The organism is Chryseosolibacter indicum (assembly GCF_018598585.1).
GTDB lineage: Bacteria > Bacteroidota > Bacteroidia > Cytophagales > Cyclobacteriaceae > Chryseosolibacter > Chryseosolibacter indicus.
On record NZ_JAHESD010000033.1, the window covers coordinates 36367 to 57998 of the forward strand.

Sequence of the window (21632 nt, forward strand, 5' to 3'; positions counted from 1 at the left end):
TTACCACTCAATTGTTTAGAGACCGGCATTTAAATTTACGTCTTTCACTACCCTGCTGTTGCCTTTAAAGTCGTATACCGTAAACTCAACAGTGCCTTTAGGAATCCGCCACGCCCGAGATGATTGTGAAAGATATCCTGAACCATAATAAAATTCCACCTTGTGTTTAGCACCATTTGCCAGTGTAACAGCGGCATAGCTATCAGATCGTTCAGGGGTATATAAGCTGGAGGCTCGAGCAACGCTATGCTTATACACCTTGATGCTGTCAATGTTTTGGGTAGCTATAAAATAATCGCTGTTGGCTGTAGAAAGTCTGGCAAGGGCTTTAGCATCACCCGGCACATAGAAACCACTTTTAGCACTTGACGATACGCTAAAATTGCCTTTACCGTCGCCCATAAGAACAACACCCGTCAATGCATCATAACGCCCTGAAAATACTTCATTGCCATAATCGTTACCAATAAGCATTACATCCAGGTTCCCATCTTCATTGATATCTCCTGTTACCAATCCATTAACTGGCGATGTTTGTGCGGGTAGCGGTAGCGGAGAAACCTTGAACTTACCATTGCCAGTATTTTCGATATAGCTCGATGAAAAATAATTTCCGTCAAGAACAAGCGCATCTTTTAATTCCTCGGGCTTGAACAATTTATCTAACGTAGTTTTACCATACTGACTGTATCGTGTAAACTGCTTCCTGAACCGTGGGCTTTGTGAATTTATTTCATCCCAGAAGTGAACCGGATAAAGTTTCCTAACATCACTTGTAAGCGACTCTTTAATGTAACATCCCAATATGGCATCTACGCTTCCGTTTCCATCAAAGTCTTTTGCAATTATCTTCAATGGCAGGTTGCGATGAACCTGGTACGTATTATTGGTGCCATGGTTACCAACTATGTAGTCAGTGTCGCCATCGTTGTCAAAATCTCCGCCAACAATACTATTCCACCATCCCGTCAAAGTTTCAAGTCCTGTTCCTGTTATTCGCTTAAAGCCTGACGCTTCATTTTTAAATACAGTAACAGCCATGAACTCACCCACTACAATCAGATCGGGTTTACCATCATTGTCATAATCTGTAAACAACGCATCTGTAACCATTCCAACATTTTCTAATTCAGGCGAAAGCGTTGCTGTTACGTCAGTAAACGAACCGTTATCATTACGTAACAAAATACTCTTTGCCGGATACGGATAACTTCCCGGCACAACCCTGCCACCAACAAAAAGATCAAGATCATTGTCTCTATCAAAGTCGGCAGCTCTTACGCAAGAGCCACTTACCCTGCCATCTGGAATGGCTTTAGTATCTAAGGTAAACTTACCCTTCCCATCATTTCTATAAAGCCTGTCCTGATAGTAGACTGATCCGGGTTCGTGTTCAATGCTTCCGCTTACTACATATAGATCAAGATCATTATCATTATCAGCATCAAACAATAACATGCCTTCATCTTCCGACGCAGAAAAACTATTCTTTGGCACTTCTGATTTTACAAACGTTCCATCCATCTTTTGAATAAAAGCCGAAGTAACATAACCGAAAGAGCCACCAATCAGTACATCTTCAAGTCCATCACCATTTACATCTCCTATGCTTATACCAGGTCCAGATTGTGAAAATTTGTGGGGCAACGTACGTTGAATATTAAAGTCGATACGATCATCCTCCTGGTGCTTATAGCGCAAATTTAATTGCTTCGAAACGTCACTAAAGTAACCAGCATCAGCAACATCGTTTAATGTTGCTTTGCGCGATTGACTATCGTAAGTAATAGTAAGAACCTGGTTGGCACGTATATTTCTTAATTGCTGTAAATTTCCGTTTGGCCATACAATTGATATGGAATCAACAATGGTAGCATCACCCAATCCAACATGGATTATATCTTCTACTGACGACAAATAACCTCTGGCAACATAGTGTTCGAAGCTCTGCATTAACCCTTTGTTATAGTACAAGGTAACTTTGGTACCCAGCGCTTGTTTATTCGGCGAAGGGCCAACCAGTTTAATACGCATATAATGCGTAGTATCGCTTCCTGATCTATCGGTTAATGTATTTTTATAAATGAAAGCTTTATCATTGATATTGTTAACGATGTAATCAAGATCACCATCATTATCAAGGTCAGCAAATGCAGCACCATTTGAAAAAGAAGGTTGCGTAAAACCCCATACTTTTGATATGTCAGTGAAAGTCAGATCGCCATTATTCTTAAAGGCATAATTAGAAATCTTTATAACAGGAATAGAATCAATCAGGTTTGAAATCTTCACAAACCGCTCAACATCATTTCTATAATTAGAGAAATCTTTATCAGTAATGTCCTTAGGAAATCCATTGGTAACCAGGAGATCTTTATATCCATCATTGTCAAAATCAGCAAAAAGCGGAGCCCAGCTCCATTCCGTTTGGTGAATGCCTGCCAGTTGTCCGATCTCACTAAACTTAATACCCTTATTCAATCCGTTATTAACATGAAGCATGTTTCTCACATACTGATACTCATAGCCATATCGCTCATTGTTGATATTATTAAGATAGCTCTTGTTATTAATAGTAGATTTCTTCCTGCTGTTTGTTTCAGGAAGCATGTCTAAAGTAACAATATCAGTAAGTCCATCGTTATTGAAATCCGCCGCATCATTTCCCATGGAAGAATGACTTTGGTGCGCTATCTTAGTAGGACTCTCGTTTCTGAAAGTACCATTGCCATTATTAATGTAAAGAATGTCGTTCGAGAGGAAGTCGTTAGAAACGTAAATATCGGGCCATCCATCTGCATTAAAATCAGCCATTGCAAGACCTAACCCATAGCCTTCATAAACTATACCAGCCTCCTTTGTAACATTAGTAAATGTATCATTACCGTTGTTCCGATAAAGCCTATCGTTGTTAGGCGAACTACCATCTACAATTTTAATTCTATAATCAGAGGGAGACTTTCTGAGATGTTGGTTGGTAAGTACGTAAAGATCAAGATCGCCATCCAGGTCGTAATCGAAAAATGCAGCCATCGTGCTGTACCCGGAATCAGCAATACCATACTGCTCGGCTACTTCTTCAAAAACAGGCACATTGTCTTTCAGTCCCTTATTCAAAAAAAGCATATTCTTCCGCAAAGAAGAATCAGGACTCATTGTAGTGGTTACATAAATATCTTTCCATCCATCATTGTTGATATCTACTACAACAGCTCCTGAGTTCCATCGACCATCCGTTATTTTAATACCCGACTTCTCGCTTATATTCTCAAATTTTAAGTTACCCTTATTAAGATAAAGTTCATTGGGAACCTGGTTTCCAGTGAAAAAGATATCCTGCAAGCCATCATTATTGAAATCAGCAACAGCAACCCCACCCCCATTGTATAAGTACTCCTCAGTTAAAATATTAAACGAATCACTCTCTGTTATTACGTTATTAAAATTAATTCCAGTCTCCCCCGCTGGGAGCAATTCAAAAAGTGTTTGCGAAGGCTTTTTACAACTTACAATAAGGATTGATACCACTAATAACCAATACTGCTGTGATCTCATAATATAAAATGCGCCTAATTTCATGGATACGTATTGTTATTTATTCAAGACAGGATTAGATCTTTTAAACACCTTTACAGGACTATTATTAATACCAACCAAAATTGCCTTTTCTGTCCCTGAAGTAACTATTTTCAAATCCCTTACTTCCCCTTTTATATTGATACCAGTTTCCTCAGGAGTAAGATATCTAAATCCGCCCTTACCATCTCCTTTTAGAAAAACACCATGATTAGCATCTTGTCGTCCTACCTCTGGCTTCAACCCATATATATTTCCGCAAAGAAGTAAGTCGAGATTATTGTCCGAATCCAAATCCTCCGCTACAATTGCCATTACAGGCGATACTTGAGCTTGTATTGGTAACGCTTCAATTCTAATTCGTGAATTCCCTTCGTTCCAAAGAACTGCACTTCTGAGATCAACCACTTTATAGGCATCTGCTGCCTGTCGTTGCTCTGGTTTAAAAAGCATTTCGTATGTTTTACCTGCATAATCTTCATAACGAATAGAATTCTTCTTCAATTGAGGTAATTGAGCCGTCATATCCATTTTTGAAGCAAACGGATAAGGCGTATTTTCCAAAGGTGGATACCAGTTTATAATAAACTCACTCTTTCCATTCTGATCGAAATCCTTTACATACATAGTTATCGGTCTGCTTTTCGATGCTCTGAATTTTGAATTCAGCCCCCAATTACCCAATATATATTCATCTTTTCCATCTCCATTAATATCTCCTTTTTCTATTGAAGTCCACCATCCCTCTGAATCAGGAAGTTTAGTCGGTGCTTCAATAGCATTACCTGTGTTATGACAAACCATAACCGGCAACCATTCACCAACCACAATGAGATCTTTCTTGGCATCTCCATTGAAATCACTCCAAACAGCAGCTGTAACCATCCCTACACCTGCCAATTCAAAAGGAGTTATATTAGTCCAATTACGACCTCCCTCATTACGAAGCAAAAAGCTTCTTGGTTTTAGTCCATAGTTGCCTGGCACAATTCTTCCGCCAATAAACAAATCTGCATCACCATCATTATCAAAATCCTCAGCCACAATACACGAAAAATTACCAATAGCGCGGGGGACATTTTCCTGCATTTTCTTCAGTTTTCCTTTTCCGTCATTCTGATAGTAACGCAACATATGCGCGTTTATTCCCCTGTTGAATTCATTACCTCCGGAGCCTATTAAAACATCCAAATCGCCATCCTTATCCAGATCAATGAAAATGCCACACGTACTTTCATAAGTAGAATCAGAGAGCAATACAGATTGAACACTCTGTTTAAACTGACCATTCCTTTGTTGAAAGTAGAGCTTGTCAGGATCACCATACGCACCTAGCACCATAAAATCTTCCATTTGATCTCCATTAAGATCACCTTTCAAAATTTTCGGACTCTCTGTAGAAACTTTTCTTAATAGAAGGCGCTCGTAATCAAAGTCATTAAAGTTATTCTCTTTATGCCTATAATCTCCAATTAAAGATTTCTCAGTTTCATCACTAAACAACACAGGCTTTTTGATCTCATCCTTTTGAAAAAAACGATCAGCCTTTGCGTGATCTAACGTTAATCTCTGATTGCTTTTTACATTATAAATTACCTGCCCCTTTTTATCAGGCCATATAACCTGTAAAGAGTCAACTGTTTCTACTTTGCCGAGGCCAAAAAGTAATTGTGGTTCTATAGAACTCTGATACCCCCTAACATTAAAGTTTTCAAGAACCTGAACATAGCCTTTCGAAAACACTTTTACTTTTGCACCTATTCCATAATAATTTTTAGATGGGCCTTTTAATGCAACTTTCAGATAGTTTTTCTTTTGTGTATTATTTCTATAGATATGAGAAGGCATATTTAGATTATTAACAACGAGATCTAAATCTCCATCTCCATCCAGGTCACCATAAGCAGCTCCGTTACTAAACGATGGTTCCCCTAGCCCTAAAGAGTCCGCGTTGCTGCTAAACACCAGGTTCTTTTTATTGATAAAAGCGTAATTTGGAATCTTGGTAGACGGAAGTTGCTCAAGAAGGTCCGTGTAATCAAACTTTCCTTTCTCCCTTACTATGCGTTTTACGTTATCTTTATCTGTGATGAAATCAACAAAATCCATTGAAGTGATGTCCTTGTAGATTCCGTTTGAAATAAATACATCCTTCCATCCATCGTTATTCATGTCGAACATAAGCGCACCCCAACTCCAATCCGTTGCCGCCATATTCGTTAAAAAAGCTAACTCCTGAAAATTACCCTGACCATTATTAACATGAAGACAATTTTGAAGAAGCTGATAATGATAACTTGACCGAACACGTAACTCCTTGATATTCGTTTCTTCGAAACGTATCATTGTTTTGAGGCGTTTATTATCGCCAGGCAACATTTCAGTTGTAAATATCTCAGGAGCTTCATCATTGTTTAAATCCGCCACATCAGCTCCCATACTAGAACCTGAGATCACCTCTGTACGACTAATTATTTCCTCAGAAAATTTACCGTTCCCTAAATTGATATACAGATAATCCCTTTCCCAAAAATCATTACTGATATAAATATCCGGATATGAATCGCCGTTGATGTCTCCAACTGAAACGCCCAAACCAAAACCAATAGCACTTTCATAAATGCCAGCTTCTTTGCTAACATTAGTAAATACGCCGTTATCATTCCTCAACAACTTATCCCCGCCGTCTGCATTTACTACCTCCCTGGACACATAGAATTGTTCAACCCTATCAATGGATTTAAAGCTATTATTTAATATATAGCAATCAAGATCACCATCCTGATCATAGTCAAAAAAAGAGGCATGTGTAGAATACCCCTTATCATTCAATCCAAACTCAGCCGCACGTTCGGAAAAGGTGAGGTCACCATTGTTAATAAATAATTCATTTTCCTTGTTTGCTCCTTTTACATCTCCAGAATTGCAGACGTAAATGTCGAGCAAGCCATCTCCATTAACATCAGCCATTGCAACACCTGTGCTCCAACTTTTTGTTCCACCAACACCTGCGAGGTCTGTAACATCATCAAATACAAAGTTTCCTTTATTCAGAAAGAGTTTATTCTTTCCTTGATTAGAAGTAAAATAAATATCCGGTAACGAATCGTTATTAATGTCGCCAATAGCAATACCACCTCCGTTATAGAAATTACGGTATGTAAAGACATTAAACTCCTTTGTGTCTTCAACACTATTGGTAAACGAAACATTAGTATCCTCAGGAGAAAGGAGAGTAAATAATTTTTCCGGGTTATTCTTCCTGTTGCAACTTATGAGTAAAAGCGAGAAGAAAATTGGGAGGCAGTAAGAGAAAGTTCTCATGAAGGTAGTTAGGCTTAGAATTACAAAGATAAGTAAGTTCGAATGCTTAAAAATCTAGTCCGCTTATAATTTAATAATCATCAAGGAGCTATAAAATCTACAATAAAAAGAGGCAGGTGTTTTCCTGCCTCCTTCTATTTGACTATTATAGGCTTCTATTTTACCAAGGATCGTTCTGCTTCAAAATCCGCTCTCCGTTTAGCGTGTTCGCCTCAATTTGTGCTTGGGGAATTGGATACCATCTGTGCTTAACATTATCATAAGCATCTGCATCTGAATAATATGTCCTTGACGCTTTTGTTTTATTTACAAACTTATTCAAGACATCAGCTGCAACTCCCCATCTTCTTAAATCAAAAAGTCTGTGTCCTTCTAAAGCAAGTTCCAGCCTTCTTTCCATACGTACTGCATTTTTTGCGAACTCCGGGCCATTAGCTACAAATGTACCTGTTGGATAAGGTTCTACCTTATACTTAGCCCATGTTATTGCAGGATTGTCTATATCTGTAGTTATAACTGCAGCACCAGTTATATCATCTGATGCAGGACCTTGAGCACATGCACCAGCACGCGTTCTAATCAGGTTCACAAGTTCTTCAGCACGATTTAGATTTCCCAGTATCACTTCCGCCTCGGCTAATAATAACATTGCATCCGCTAATCTTATAATAGGGTAATTTATACCGTTGTACGCGTTATTATTCCATCCTCCGCTGGATGTTCCATCAGTTTTATAATGAATGTGCTTTTTAGAGCTGTAAGGACCAGAGAAGGTTCTATCCCTTATCCAATTGGGAGCATGAACACCCCAATCTAGAAATGGCACTCCATCTCTACCGATCGTAAGATCAATACGAGGATCGACAAAATCTGAAGTCGCGTTTAAATCAGCGTCGTCAGAAGTATCAAAATCAGTGTCGGGTAAACCATTTGCGTCAACTTTAAATGCATTAACAAGATCTTGAGATGGCTGATGAAATCCGCAGCACCCAAATTGAGGCCCCGCAGGGAATGCTAATTGATTTAGCCAGTTAGCATTACGCGAATTACCACCATCATTAGTAGATGCCTGTACGCTAAACAGAACCTCCTCATGATTTTCTCCTGGCACCTGGAAAACATCTTTTAAACAAGGTGCTAATTTTTTAGCATTTACCACAATATCGAGTTGCTCTTTAGCTTTTGTAGCTATCGCGGCATCAACATTGTCTTGATAAAGATACATCTTCCCTAGAAAAGCACGGGCAGCAAACCTGTCAACTCTTCCTCGCTCCTTTTGTGTTTCCGGAAGCAGAGGTATAGAAGCTTCTACATCTGCAATTGCATTAGCCAATGGAGTAACACCAACGTTGGATTTTATATAGTTTTCACCATCAGCTTCTGTGAAATAAGGTACGTTCCCCCAAACTTTATACAATTCAAAGTGATAGTATGCACGTAAAAAACGGGCCTCACCTTCAATAGTCTTTTGTTTATCCCCTGCAATACCGTCTGTTTGAGACATCAGTTTAAGTGTGTTATTAGCACGTTTAACACCCTCATAGGATTGCACCCACTTATCATTCATGATAGCATTGCCAGCAGACCATTGGTATATCTCCAACTGAGTAATTTCAGGAAAATCTGTTTGCTCAGATCCCTTGTATGCGTCATCCGTGGGAACACTACCTAGAATCCAATTCCATGGATTTGCACTCCAAGTATTATTGTTGTCGAGGTTCATACCATCGAGGAGACTATATGCACCAATTAGCGCTGCATCTACTCCATCCTCGCTTTTCAACGTTTCTTCGCTCAGAAAACCTTGAGGCTTCTCATCAAGAAACGAACTACTACATGCTCCACCAATGGCAAGAGCAAGTATTATAAAAGAGCTGTATATTAAATATTTTCTTTTCATGTCTGTTTTACGATTAAGGCTAGAATCTTGCATTTACACCTATAATAAATGACCTTGATGATGGATAGTTACCAAGATCATAACCGGTCCATCCGTCATTTTGATTTTGACCATCTACATTTACACCAATATTAACGTTGGAGAGGGCAGGATCAAGGCCACTGTAGCCAGTAATTGTAAATAAGTTTTGTGTTTGCACATAGAATCTCAATGATTGAATGCCAAAAGAACGTCCAGTTGGAAGAGTGTATCCAAGGGTAACATTTTGTGCCCTTAAATAGGAACCATCTTCAACATAGGCTGTACTAGATTGGCTAGCAAAAGTGTCAGATCCATCTAATTTAGGTAATGACCCTCCCGGATTTGATTCAGACCATGAATCCGTAAGAACTTCTTTACTTACGTTAGAATTAAACTGTCCAAAATGTGTAAATAATCTATTATAGTTATAGATATCGTTTCCTATAGACGCGTATAAGAACATAGTAAAATCAAAATTCTTATAGTTTAATCCTAATGTTAACCCCAAAGTAAGGTCAGGGTGAGGATTGCCTATAACTCCTAAATCATCACCATTGATTCTACCGTCCTTATTGATATCTTTCCTTCTATATCTCCCGATGGCCTGGCCAGTTTGATACTCTGAACTAGCATCTCCATCAGCAGCATCTGCGGCATCCAACTCGGCTTGACTTTGGAAAATTCCATCATTTGTATATCCATAAAAGCTAGAAATAGGATAACCTACCCTCCATACGTTTACTTCTCCGAATCGCTTGTCTATACCTGCAGGAAAAACAGATGTTGCTTCTCCATCAAGTTTAGTGATTTCATTTCTGTAATGCGATAAATTAAGAGAAGCATTAAATCCAAGGTCACCTGTAATGTTTCCACGGTAATTGATGCCTAAATCCCAACCTGTGTTTTCCATTGAAGCAACGTTCCTGTAAGAAGGAAACGCATTTCCGGCAGCTCCTGCAAAAGGAGGATTATAGATTAGATCATCTATTGTACGCTTATACACATCAAATACGAGTCCGATTTTTCCATCAAGTATAGAAGCGTCTAATCCTATATTCATAGATGTATTCTCTTCCCATTTAATATCCGGGTTTCCATATCTATACAGAGTATAACCACGGGTTAGTGTATTGCCACCACCGATTGCATATCCTGCATCAGAAACAGTTCTTCCTCCGTATTGATTGTAGGCATTGTAAGCAGTTGGAATGTTTTGATTACCTGTGATACCCCATCCTGCTCTTAACTTTAAATCACTTAGGAACGTTAGGTTTTGCATGAATGCTTCATTGGAAATCCTCCATCCGACACTTGCTGCTGGAAATACACCCCAACGATTGTCTTCAAGAAAATCTGAGGTTCCATCCCTGCGCAGTGTGAAGCTTACCAAGTACTTATCATTATACTCATAATCTAACTTCCCAAACATTGATGCTAGCGACACAACGCGCTTATTACTTGACAAACTGTTAAAAGTTGAATACGTAAGATTCAAATATCTTACAGGGAGATCAATAAATTGAAGATTATCTACCTGGGCTTGATTTTGTCTAAAGTTGTTCTGTACAGCTTCATACCCACCTAAAATTCTTAGATTATGAACATCAGCAAACTTCTTGTTGAACTCAAGTGTGTTAGTCCATACCCAATTGAAGTTAGTCTGATATCTTTCCTGGTAACTATTACTGCTATTAACTTCTCTATCTTCGTATCGAGGAAAGTTTGCTTGAGGTAAGAAGTTATTACGGAAGTCAGCACTAAAACTAGTTCTAAACTTAAGAGCCTCTATAATTTTATACTCTCCGAATACATTTCCTAAGATCCGAAGATCTTCATTTTTATCATTTTCATTAAGTTTAGCAAATGCTACAGGATTTTTAGCATTAGAAAAGCCATTGGTCTTTGCACCAGCATAATTACCAGCAATATCATAAACTGGAACTATTGTATTCATCAACACAGTTTGTGTGATGGTGTTTTGTTCATTTCCATTACCGCCTTGTTGATCTACCTGTTCAGATCGAGAAAGGGATAGGGATTGGCCGATTGTGATTTTCTTACCAGGTGTAAATCTACTATTTAATCTAGCTGAGTATCTTTTAAAGTATGTATAATCCATTGTTCCTTGTTGGTTCATATAACCAATCGAAGCACTAAAGGTAGCGTTCTCACTTCCGCCGGATAAGCCGATATTATGCTCTGTGATAGGTGCAGGACTGAACACTGCATCCCACCAATCAGTTCCAGATGCATTTGATCGCATGATCAAATTATCAGGATAGTTATATGCACTCTCATCAACATTAGTTGCAGGCACCATCACGTCGTCAGCTTTGTCTGCTGTTCCCCTATCATCTGTTGCTGTTGGAAAAAAATAAGTTGGAATAACCGGATTATTTGCGTCGCCGCCATAGAAATGGACCATATTAGGATTTTTAGCAATTTGCACGCGGGCAAAATCCCTAGGGTCTTTAATCAAAATGTCATTGTATCCTTTAACAGGTGTTTGGATACCAACATACCCATCATATGTCACTTGAAGCTTGCCTGCTTTACCTTGTTTAGTTGTAATAATAATTACTCCTGCATTAGCACGAGCACCGTAAATTGAAGCTGAGGATGCATCCTTAAGAATTTGCATTGTCTCAATGTCATTCGGATTTAATCCTGCTAAGGCCTTATCTCCCTGAATCTGTACCCCATCAATAATGACAAGAGGATCATTATTCCCTGATATGGAACTGATACCACGAATACGAATGTTAGAACCCTCGCCCGGTTGACCGGAGGTAGATACAGTAATACCAGGAGCCCTACCAGCTAATTTTTGACCAAATGTGGGAGCGCGGACGGTGTTCAATTCACTTGCGTCAACAACAGCTACCGCTCCGGTGATATCGCGCTTCCTCTGTTCAGAATAACCTGTAATTACTAACTCAGATAATGTTGTTACATCCGGAGCTAATTGAACATCAATAGAAGTTCTTGAGCCCACAACAATTTCTTGAGAAGTGTAACCGACAAAAGTAATAACTATTGTCGCCTGATCGTTGTTAACGGGCAATGAAAATCTCCCTTCAACATCCGTAGCTGTACCCTGAGATGTTCCTTTAATTAAAACATTCACTCCTGGCATTGCATTTCCACTTTCGTCAGTGACCCTTCCAGTCACAGTCCTTTGTGCCAGAGCCGCCGAGGTAAATGCCAGCACTAACGCGGCTATTAAACCCAGGGATCTGTAGAGTTTTTTCATAATCATTTTTGGTTTGGGTTAATTTAAAGATAGTTATGCGTCACACACAATACAGAATTCTGCATAATGCACGCTCCTAAAGTATATATTCTTAATAGTCACTTAAAAGCAAAATCAAAAAAAATGTTATTCAATCGTTAGCACAATCGATTGTGAAACCGTTAGTGAAAGCGATTACTGTATGCTTTATGCGGTTTGTATTCATGTTGATCCTGTAAATTCATTTAAAGGAAAAAACCAACTTCAGTAAAGGCTCAGAGAGAGATAACTACGTGTAACAACAAAAGCGGAAAGATGTAGCAGTTGAGAGTTAGCGCTTTGAGTAAAGCCAATTCTTATCATTAAACCAAAGAATTGGACTCTCAGTAATAGATTATTCTCTATTTTGCCAACCTTTTGTAACTATGGCACTTTACGATCAACACCCGGTTTACTTAACCAATTCGCTATCTGGTAAAAAAGAGAGATTTGAACCTATCCATGGAGGAAAAGTAGGGATGTATGTGTGCGGACCTACCGTATATAACAAGGCTCATTTAGGTAATGCCCGTACTTTTCTTACATTCGACATTGTAGCACGCTACTTTCGTTATCTAGGTTATAAGGTAAGGTATGTAAGAAACATAACTGATGTCGGGCATCTGGAAAGTGATGCGGACGAAGGTGAAGATAAAATTGCAAAAAAGGCCAGGCTAGAACAGCTTGAACCAATGGAAATTGTAAAACAATACACTGAAGATTTCCATGAAGTAATGCGACAATTTAATATACTTCCTCCAAGCATAGAACCTACTGCTACAGGTCACATCGTTGAGCAAATAGAAATAACACAAAAGTTGATTGAGAAAGGGCTTGCGTACGTTGTGAACGGTTCCGTTTATTTCGATGTAAAGAAGTATAACCAAACAGCGGACTACGGCATTCTCTCCGGAAGGAGAATAGAAGATTTGATGGAAAGTGGTCGTGAACTGGACAGCCAGGACGAAAAGCGGGAGAAGATTGATTTTGCTTTGTGGAAGAAAGCTTCTACTACCCATATCATGAGGTGGCCTTCTCCCTGGGGCGATGGATTTCCAGGGTGGCACATTGAGTGTACAGTGATGAGTACAAAATATCTGGGAGAAACATTTGATATTCATGGTGGCGGTATGGACCTGAAGTTTCCACATCACGAATGTGAGATTGCACAGGCAACAGGAGCTAACGGGAAACCTCCTGTTAAATACTGGCTCCATTCAAACATGTTAACAGTGAACGGACAAAAGATGAGCAAGTCACTCGGCAATTCATTTCTTCCCCACGAACTGTTTTCTGGTAACCATCCCCTGCTTGATAAAGGATACTCGCCCAACACTGTTCGATTCTTTATGCTGCAATCACACTACTCAAGTACACTTGATTTCAGCAACGAAGCATTACAAGCTGCTGAGAAAGGTTATCGAAAATTAGGCTATGCATTAAAAGATGTAAAAAGATTAATGCATTCACCAACATCACACATAGATCAGGAGTTGGAAAAGGAACTTCAGGAACAAATTGAAGAATGCTTCGCGAGTATGAGTGATGATTTTAATACGGCAAAAACTATTGCTGTGTTATTCAGCATGTCGAATCGGATCAATGATTTTAAGGCTAATCCTGAAAAAATAGGTAGCGTGAGTAATGAGTTGTTTGATCGTTTTAAGACAGCGTACATTGGCTTCATGGAAGACGTTCTTGGTTTACCTGAAGAAGTAGCACAAAATGACGAGCTACTTGCCGGTACAATCAATGTGCTTATTGAATTACGCAAAAAGGCCAGACAGGATAAAAATTTCTCATTGTCTGATAAAATAAGGGATGATCTTAAAAAGATTGGTGTTAAGCTAATGGATGGCAAAGACGGGGAGATGACATACGTCATCGAGAACTAAAGGATGATTAAGAAATTATTTATACTGCCGATTCGAATCTATCAACTAACCCTATCTCCATTATTGGGTGCCCAATGCCGCCATACTCCCTCTTGCTCACATTACACTGTTGAAGCAATTAATGAGTGGGGTGTAACTAAAGGGATATGGCTTGGCATAAAACGTATCAGCCGCTGTCATCCCTGGGGAACAAGCGGCTTTGATCCGGTACCGAAGAAAAAATAGGTGTAACCAATTGTGTGCGCCCACACACTAGTATTCCTGATTATTTTTTTGTTGCTTAGCAGTAACACAGAAAAGGTTTGAAAGTTCTGCATGACAACAGCAAGTTGGTGCTTAACCTGAAAAACGGTGATGCCCAAAGTATGGAACTCCTATTCCGGAGGCTCTATCCACAGCTGTGTGCTTTCGCTAACAAGTTTTTACATGATCTGGATGAAGCAGAAGAGATTGTTCAGGAAGTCTTTTTTAAGATATGGAAAAACAGAGCCAATCTTAATGAAAATGAATCTATACAAAGTTATCTATTTACCGCAGTTAAAAATGGATGCTTTAGTTTGTTAGCCCATAATAAAATTAAAGACAAGTATGCCTCTTTACTTGAGCAGATTTACCTTTCTGGTGAGTATGGTACTATCAATCACGATTCACTTATCGCAACAGAACTTGAAAAGGATTTTTCAAGAGTACTTGAAACTTTACCTCCTGAATGCAGAAGAATTTTTGAGTTGAGTCGGTTTGAAGGACGTAAGTACCATGAGATTGCAAATGAATTAAATATTTCGATAAAGACTGTTGAAACACAAATGTCACGTGCTTTATCAAAAATAAGAGTTCAACTAAAGGATTACCTCGTAACAATAATCCTTCTTGAGTTGCTTAAATAACTTTTTTAAAAATTTATCTAATACCGTGTAAGGGTACCTGAAGGTTGATCAGTAGTATAGTCAAATAACTATATGAGGATTCAGCCTGACCAATATTATCGCGATCTTATTTCTGGCTTCTTGGAGAAGCAGCTGAGCGATGCGGAGCTTGATGAACTGAAAAGCTGGCTCATGCAAGATGCTTCGCACAAAGAATATTTCGACAAAGTCAACGAGAACTATCAGACTACAAAAATTCTGGATCAGTTCAATTCCGAGAAGATTGACAACGCATGGCTGAAACTCTCTGAAAAAATTAATGGAGAAAAGAACCGGCATTTTAAACAAAGAACGATAAGCCAATACTACTACAACTTCCTGCGAGTAGCTGCGTCTGTATCCATACTTGTGCTTACATCTCTCCTGCTTTGGAAACTATATAATTCTGTAGTTACTCCAACTTCAGATCTTATAGTTGTAGAGAACTCTCAAACACGCAACACACATATAGTTCTTCCTGATGGCTCACTTGTCTGGTTAAATGGCAGTAGTACCATTGAGTACAACAGCGACTTCGGTAAGACCAACCGCCAAGTAAAATTAAATGGTGAGGCATTTTTTGATGTAAAAAAGAAAGACAATCAAAATTTTATTGTAAGGACTAATAATATCTCTGTGCGTGTGAAAGGTACACGCTTTAATGTAAGCGCTTACAAAGGTCAGGAAGTTAAAACAACACTTGAAGAAGGTAAAGTTGAATTATCTCTTTATGACGATAAAGTCTACCCTATGGTGCCGGGAGAACAAATCATTGTCAACGACAAAGAGAATAGAGTAGTGTTGCAAAAAGTGGATCCGGCTGACTACACGGCATGGAAAGAAGAGAAACTTCTATTCGACAACACGCCGCTTGCTGACATTATCCTTAAACTGGAAAACCGCTATAAAGTAGACATTGTTGTCGATGCCCAGGTTGCGAGCAGAGAAAGGTTAACAATGACTATTCATCAAGAAACCATTGATGAAATTATGGAGATGATACAACTCTCCTCAAGATTGAACTGGAAAAAAACAAACAATCAAATTTTAATATATGAATAAACTAAAGCACAACTAACCTAACAACCAACTAAAACCCGAACATATGAGAAACCTTTATTTAACTTACCAGAGAAGATGTCATGGATGGTATACCATGATATCTAAGCTGCTCGTTCTTACAATAACGTTAGGACTGGGCACACATGTAACATCTTTTGCCAGTAATCAGGGGAGCCCTGAAATTATTTTAGAGCTCAAGGAAGCTTCTATTAAGGATGCCTTAAAGGCAATTGAAAAGCAATCGCGGTACAACTTTGTTGTTAATGATAATAGAATTGAGACCGTAAGAAAGAGTATTACAATCAGTATCAAGGGTACCGATATCCGGATGATATTGGATCAGATTCTTGAAGGAACAAACATTACTTACAGGATTAAGAAAAATAATATAACACTTATTCCTCCGTCAGATTCAAATGCTTCAGGCTTTGCACCCTTAGCAGACGTAGATCGTACATACTTTGAAGCTTCGGTTGGAGGACCTCAATTAAACAATTTATTTTATGCTAGACCTGCAATCGTTATCACTGGTAAAGTAACAGATGAAGCCAATGCACCACTACCTGGAGTTAACGTACTGGTTAAGGGCACAACAATAGGAACAGTAACAGATGCATCCGGTGTGTATTCGCTTGACGTTCCGTCAAATGACGCAACGCTTGTATTTAGTTTTATTGGTTATATAACACAAGAAGTACCTGTTGGAGCACAACAACAAGTTGACGTTATTTTGAAAGCTGACGTTAAAACGCTCAATGAAGTTGTTGTTATCGGTTATGGTACACAAAAGAAGTCAGATTTAACAGGCTCTGTGGGAACAGTAAAAGAGCAGGAGATAACAGAGAGGCAACTTCCATCCGTTTCACAAGCGCTTGCAGGAAGGGTTGCTGGTGTTTCTGTAAATATCAACTCGGGAAGACCTGGAGGACAATCTAATGTGCGCATCAGAGGGTTTAGTTCAATTAGCACATCAAACAATCCGCTTTACGTTGTAGATGGTGTTATCATGCCGCAGGGAACTCAAACTGACGGAACAACAACTAGAGGATCATATTCTTTGAATAACGCTATCGATAATATCAATCCTGCCGATATAGCATCCATAGAAATACTAAAAGATGCATCAGCTACAGCTATCTATGGTGCACGCGGAGCAAATGGTGTTATTCTTATCACTACCAAAAGAGGGAGCACAACAGGAGGACGTATTACGTACGATATGAGCTTAAGTGTTCCTACTATTGGACCGAAGCGTGTCGAAATGCTTAATGCAAGAGAATTTCTCGCTGTTGAACAATTAGGGTGGGATAACATAAAAGTTTACGATCCAGCAGGATGGAATCCTATTACCAATACGCACGTATCTAACCGAAGAAACCCTGCTCTTGACAGAGCTGAGGACAGAGGTGAGTATGCGCTGTTCGATGAAAACGGAAATCCATTGTATGATACCGACTGGCTGAAGGAGTCAACACAAAATAAACTTTCACAAAATCACCAACTGTCCTTAACAGGAGGAAATGCAGATAATAGCTATGGGGTGTTTCTTGGTTTCAGGGATGACAACGGTTTACTTCTTAATTCTTACCTTACCAGATACTCCGGCCGATTTGTAATGGATAGTAAAATAAAGGATTGGCTTAAGGTAGGTGGAAGTTTAGGATATAATACCCAAGAAGAAAACTTAGTTGACCATGGTACGGGCGGCTTAAATTCAGTTAGGATGATAACGGAAGCACTACCTATTCTTCCTGTGCGCTATCCTAACGGTGTGTATTCTCATAATAAAAATTACTCACCCTCCATTGAAGGCGGTCAAAATCCTGTAGATCAGCTCCTTCATAATAAGTTTATTCTCAGAAGCCGTACAACTTTAGGAAGCTTTTATGCTAACTTCAACTTAGCGAAGGGACTTGAGTTACGATCAACGGTCGGAACAAACATCTTGGAAAGAGAACAAGATCAATATACGGCACGTCCTGCCCCCCAAACACCTACATATGAATTTCCTGATAATGAAAAAGGTTCGGCCAGATTACAAAACAACCGTGAAACTTTTTGGTCGTTTGAAAATTACTTGACTTATAATAAAGATTTTAATGATATCCATTCATTGACAGCAATGGCAGGGATCTCATGGCAGGAAACCAACATTTTCTGGTACCAGGCCAGATCGCAAACATTTATCTCTGACTTCATTAATACAAATAACCTAGGCAGTGCTTCTAACTTTTTACCATCACCACCTGTAGAATCAGGAAGATCAAGATTTGCATTTAACTCCTATTTTGGGAGAGTGAACTATAATCTTATGCAGAAGTACTTGTTGACAGTTACGGGAAGGATGGATGGTTCATCTAAATTTGGTGAATCAAACAAATATGCGTTCTTTCCTTCTGCGGCACTTGCCTGGAGAATTTCCGAAGAACCGTTTTTAAAGGGTAATAATGTTATCTCTAATTTAAAATTGCGTTCTAGTTACGGGATCACTGGTAATTCGGAGATAGGCACTTACTCAGCATTGCCGTCACTACGTATCGTAACAGGAGTTGCAAACAATGTTAAAGTTCCCGCAGTAGCAATTAACCGACTTGGTAATCCTGATTTACAATGGGAAAAAACGGCTCAAACGGATGTTGGTCTTGAAATAGGATTATTTGAAAACAGGATAAACCTGGAGGCAGATGTTTACTACAGAAAAACAACGGATATGCTATTAGATGCACCACTACCTCATAGCAGCGGTTATGCCACCATTGTAAGAAACGTAGGCAGTATGGAGAATAAAGGGTTTGAATTCTCAATCACTTCAGAAAATATTCAGCGCGACAACTTTAACTGGACCACCACTTTTAACATCGCTATGAACCGTAACAAAGTTCTTAAGCTGGCTACTCCTGCTCCCATCTTTGGTGTTGGAAACCCTAACTTCACCAACCAGACTGGTGTAATTATGGAAGGCCAGCCTGTTGGTGCTTTTTGGGGCCTGGTACGCTTGGGCACATGGGGAACCGAAGAAGCTGATGAAGCTGCAAAGTATGGTCAAAACACTTACAGAGGAACAGGAAAACCCATTCTTCCTGGTGACGTAAAATACCTGGATAGAAATGATGACTATCAGATTAATGATCAAGACAGGATGATCATCGGAAATGGTAATCCAAAATCGTATGGTTCCTTGATTAACACAATCAGATACAGAGCTTTTGACTTCACCTTGGATCTGCAGTATTCTTATGGTAACGATGTATTGAACATGACTTACCATTCAGGTGAAGACAGAACAGGGCTTGCAAATAGTTTTAGATCTGTACTTAATGCGTGGACTCCTGAAAATCAAAATACAAACATTGCTGCTATTCGCGATTCCAAAGCAGGTTATGTTTCTAACGTAGACACACACTGGGTAGAAGATGGCTCTTTCATTCGTGGAAGAAACATTGTGCTTGGATATACCTTACCTGGTGCAATAACAGAACGCATCGCGCTCAGCAGGTTGAGAGTTTACGTTTCAGCACAAAATTTCTTCCTGGCAACAAAGTTCAAAGGAAACGATCCTGAAGTTTCAACCTATACAAATCCTTTTGCTCAGGGCCAAACATTCTTTGATTACCCCAAACCTACTATCTATATGTTTGGAATAAATGCAGGTTTATAAAATCAAAAAACGACAATTATGAAATTACATATAAGATACTTTAATCTCCTGCTGATGACAGGATTCTTATTAGTGGCGAGTGGATGTAACGAATTTTTGGAAGAAGAAGACCCTTCCAACATTGCTCCTGACACATTCTTTGCTACCCTTAGTGAGGCTCAGGCGGCAGTTGATGGTGTTTATCAGGACATGCGATTCCCCAGCGAAGGTGCCGGTATATTTTCTGCAAACTTTCAAATGCTTGAAGCTTTCAGTGGAACCGCAGAAACTGAAACGGGACAAAATTCAGATCTTAATAACCTTTATAGTTATCAACATACAGGCGATAATTTACACCTAAGTCAATGGTGGAGACAGTTGTATGAAGGCGTAGCTAATGCGAACCTTGCTATCGATCGGATTCCTACCGTGCCTTCTATCAAACCGGAGGATTTAACAAGACTTATGGGGCATGCTAGATTTCTGAGAGCATACTATTATTTTTATCTCGTACGCTTATGGGGTAATGTACCGCTTCTTACAAAACCAATTTATACATTTGATGATCCTAACATAAATCCTCCTCGTTCGTCTCAGGAAGAAGTTTACTCCCTTATTGTTGACGATTTACTTGCAGCTGAAAGCGCCGGATTCCCATGGACAGATGAAACAGGGAGAGCATCAATGAGCGCTGTTAAATCTTTATTGGCGAGAGTCTACTTAACGATGGCAGGTTATCCATTAAACCGAGGAACAGAATATTACCAAAAAGCTGCAGACAAGGCAAAAGAAGTGATTGATTATGCTAATGCAAATCCAGATAAAATTGGTCTGTTTCCTGAATATGCTGATTTAAGAAACATCAGCAATGAAAACAAAAAGGAACATATCTTCATGATTCAATACGCTGCAGGAATAGCGAACGCCGATTATCAAAGCTTCTTTTTACCGAACAACACTAACATAACTGCTTCAGGAGAAGTGGGTACAACCGTGCCAACCGAAAATTTTATCTCTTCATTTGAAGCAGGAGATAAACGCGTTATGGAGAAACAATTTTTCTTTACAAGTTATTTTCTTGGTGGAGGAACTGGTGCAGCTACTACCTTAAGTAGACCTTATGTTTTCAAACATTTTGATCTCGTTGCTAATGGAGCTCCTGGTGCTTCAGGATCAGGACAATCAGGTTTAAACTACCCGCTTATTCGCTATGCCGATGTTCTCCTGATGTTTGCTGAAGCACAAAATGAAGTAACAGGTCCTACTACTGAAACGTATGACGCACTGAAGGCGATAAGAGATAGGGCAACATTAACAACTCCAAATATTGGTGACTTTACTCAAAATACTTTCCGCGAAGCTGTCTGGAGAGAGCGGTGGCATGAGTTGTGTTTTGAAGGAATTACATACTTTGATATGCTGCGCTTAAGAAAGATCTATGTCGACAAGAATAATACGTTTGTAGATTTTGTGGGTGGAACCTTAAGTACTGATGTTACTTTACAGGAGAAACATTTACTACTCCCGCTACCTGCTCAAGATTACAGAAATAATCCGAGCCTCCAGGGTAATAACAATCCCGGATGGTAACTAGTTAAATATTACTTTGGGTTGGGTATCCCTGCTTTCAAATTTAATTTGGAGCAGGGACTTTTTATTCCTAAATAGAACATCCTAACATAACTATAGCCACTCATCAAACAATAGTTACCATTTATTACCCAAAAGATTACATTGAACAATATTTTTTAAATCTATGCCCGATTTCCAGATAAAAAAGAATGCAAAAGAGTATGATGTATGTATCATCGGCTCTGGCGCAGGTGGCGGCATGGCCGCATTCACATTGGCAAATGCCGGAATTAAAGTTGTTATGCTTGAAGCAGGCCCAATGTATGACCCTGCGAAAAATGTAACACAATTAAAATGGTCCTATGAATCGCCCCGGCGTGGCGCAGCATCTGTTCACCGTCACTTTGGCGATATGGACGCTGCTTATGGTGGATGGCAACTTGAAGGTGAACCTTATACCCATAAAAAC

At 39.2% G+C, this 21632-nt stretch carries 11 protein-coding genes; 7 read left to right on the forward strand and 4 right to left on the reverse strand.

All coding sequences use genetic code 11. The features are described from left to right. Positions 1-15: 15 nt before the first annotated feature. The 4 genes from KK060_RS14675 to KK060_RS14690 all read right to left on the reverse strand — a co-directional run bounded on the left by KK060_RS14675 (position 16) and on the right by KK060_RS14690 (position 12074). Positions 16-3555, reverse strand: coding sequence for a VCBS repeat-containing protein (locus KK060_RS14675; protein WP_254154508.1), 3540 nt, complete (start codon positions 3553-3555; stop codon positions 16-18). A gap of 36 nt (positions 3556-3591) precedes the next feature. Beyond that, a complete protein-coding gene (locus KK060_RS14680) occupies positions 3592-6900 on the reverse strand; it encodes a VCBS repeat-containing protein (RefSeq protein ID WP_254154509.1) in 3309 nt (1102 codons plus the stop codon). Between the two features lie 160 nt (positions 6901-7060). Further along, the gene (locus KK060_RS14685) at positions 7061-8800 is read right to left on the reverse strand and encodes a RagB/SusD family nutrient uptake outer membrane protein (RefSeq protein ID WP_254154510.1); all 1740 of its coding nucleotides are present in this window, start codon (positions 8798-8800) and stop codon (positions 7061-7063) included. A gap of 19 nt (positions 8801-8819) precedes the next feature. Next, positions 8820-12074, reverse strand: a complete 3255-nt coding sequence (locus KK060_RS14690; protein WP_254154511.1) for a SusC/RagA family TonB-linked outer membrane protein — start codon at positions 12072-12074, stop codon at positions 8820-8822. Positions 12075-12478: 404 nt separating this feature from the next. On the opposite strand from KK060_RS14690, the gene cysS reads away from it, so the two are divergent. The 7 genes from cysS to KK060_RS14725 form a co-directional block, all read left to right on the forward strand. Next, on the forward strand, positions 12479-13987 hold the full coding sequence (cysS, locus tag KK060_RS14695; RefSeq protein ID WP_254154512.1) for a cysteine--tRNA ligase: 1509 nt from the start codon (positions 12479-12481) through the stop codon (positions 13985-13987). A gap of 3 nt (positions 13988-13990) precedes the next feature. Beyond that, on the forward strand, positions 13991-14212 hold the full coding sequence (gene yidD, locus KK060_RS14700; RefSeq protein WP_254154513.1) for a membrane protein insertion efficiency factor YidD: 222 nt from the start codon (positions 13991-13993) through the stop codon (positions 14210-14212). 77 nt (positions 14213-14289) lie between these two features. Then, positions 14290-14874 carry an RNA polymerase sigma-70 factor gene (locus KK060_RS14705; protein WP_254154514.1) on the forward strand — a complete coding sequence of 195 codons (585 nt, stop codon included), beginning with the start codon at positions 14290-14292 and terminating at the stop codon, positions 14872-14874. 72 nt (positions 14875-14946) lie between these two features. Continuing rightward, on the forward strand, positions 14947-15954 hold the full coding sequence (locus KK060_RS14710; RefSeq protein ID WP_254154515.1) for a FecR family protein: 1008 nt from the start codon (positions 14947-14949) through the stop codon (positions 15952-15954). A 43-nt stretch (positions 15955-15997) separates the two neighbouring features. After that, a complete protein-coding gene (locus KK060_RS14715) occupies positions 15998-19612 on the forward strand; it encodes a TonB-dependent receptor (RefSeq protein WP_254154516.1) in 3615 nt (1204 codons plus the stop codon). Positions 19613-19630: 18 nt separating this feature from the next. Then, a complete protein-coding gene (locus KK060_RS14720) occupies positions 19631-21181 on the forward strand; it encodes a RagB/SusD family nutrient uptake outer membrane protein (RefSeq protein WP_254154517.1) in 1551 nt (516 codons plus the stop codon). 166 nt (positions 21182-21347) lie between these two features. Beyond that, the coding region (locus tag KK060_RS14725) for an FAD-dependent monooxygenase (protein WP_254154518.1) at positions 21348-21632 on the forward strand (285 nt) is incomplete at its 3' end.

Coding starts and splice junctions, on each gene's coding strand:
- KK060_RS14690 (WP_254154511.1), bottom strand. CDS start 12,074: ATGAAAAAACTCTACAGATCCCTGGGTTTAATAGCCGCGTTAGTGCTG.
- KK060_RS14715 (WP_254154516.1), top strand. CDS start 15,998: ATGAGAAACCTTTATTTAACTTACCAGAGAAGATGTCATGGATGGTAT.
- KK060_RS14710 (WP_254154515.1), top strand. CDS start 14,947: ATGAGGATTCAGCCTGACCAATATTATCGCGATCTTATTTCTGGCTTC.
- cysS (WP_254154512.1), top strand. CDS start 12,479: ATGGCACTTTACGATCAACACCCGGTTTACTTAACCAATTCGCTATCT.
- KK060_RS14675 (WP_254154508.1), bottom strand. CDS start 3,555: ATGAGATCACAGCAGTATTGGTTATTAGTGGTATCAATCCTTATTGTA.
- KK060_RS14685 (WP_254154510.1), bottom strand. CDS start 8,800: ATGAAAAGAAAATATTTAATATACAGCTCTTTTATAATACTTGCTCTT.
- KK060_RS14680 (WP_254154509.1), bottom strand. CDS start 6,900: ATGAGAACTTTCTCTTACTGCCTCCCAATTTTCTTCTCGCTTTTACTC.
- KK060_RS14720 (WP_254154517.1), top strand. CDS start 19,631: ATGAAATTACATATAAGATACTTTAATCTCCTGCTGATGACAGGATTC.
- yidD (WP_254154513.1), top strand. CDS start 13,991: ATGATTAAGAAATTATTTATACTGCCGATTCGAATCTATCAACTAACC.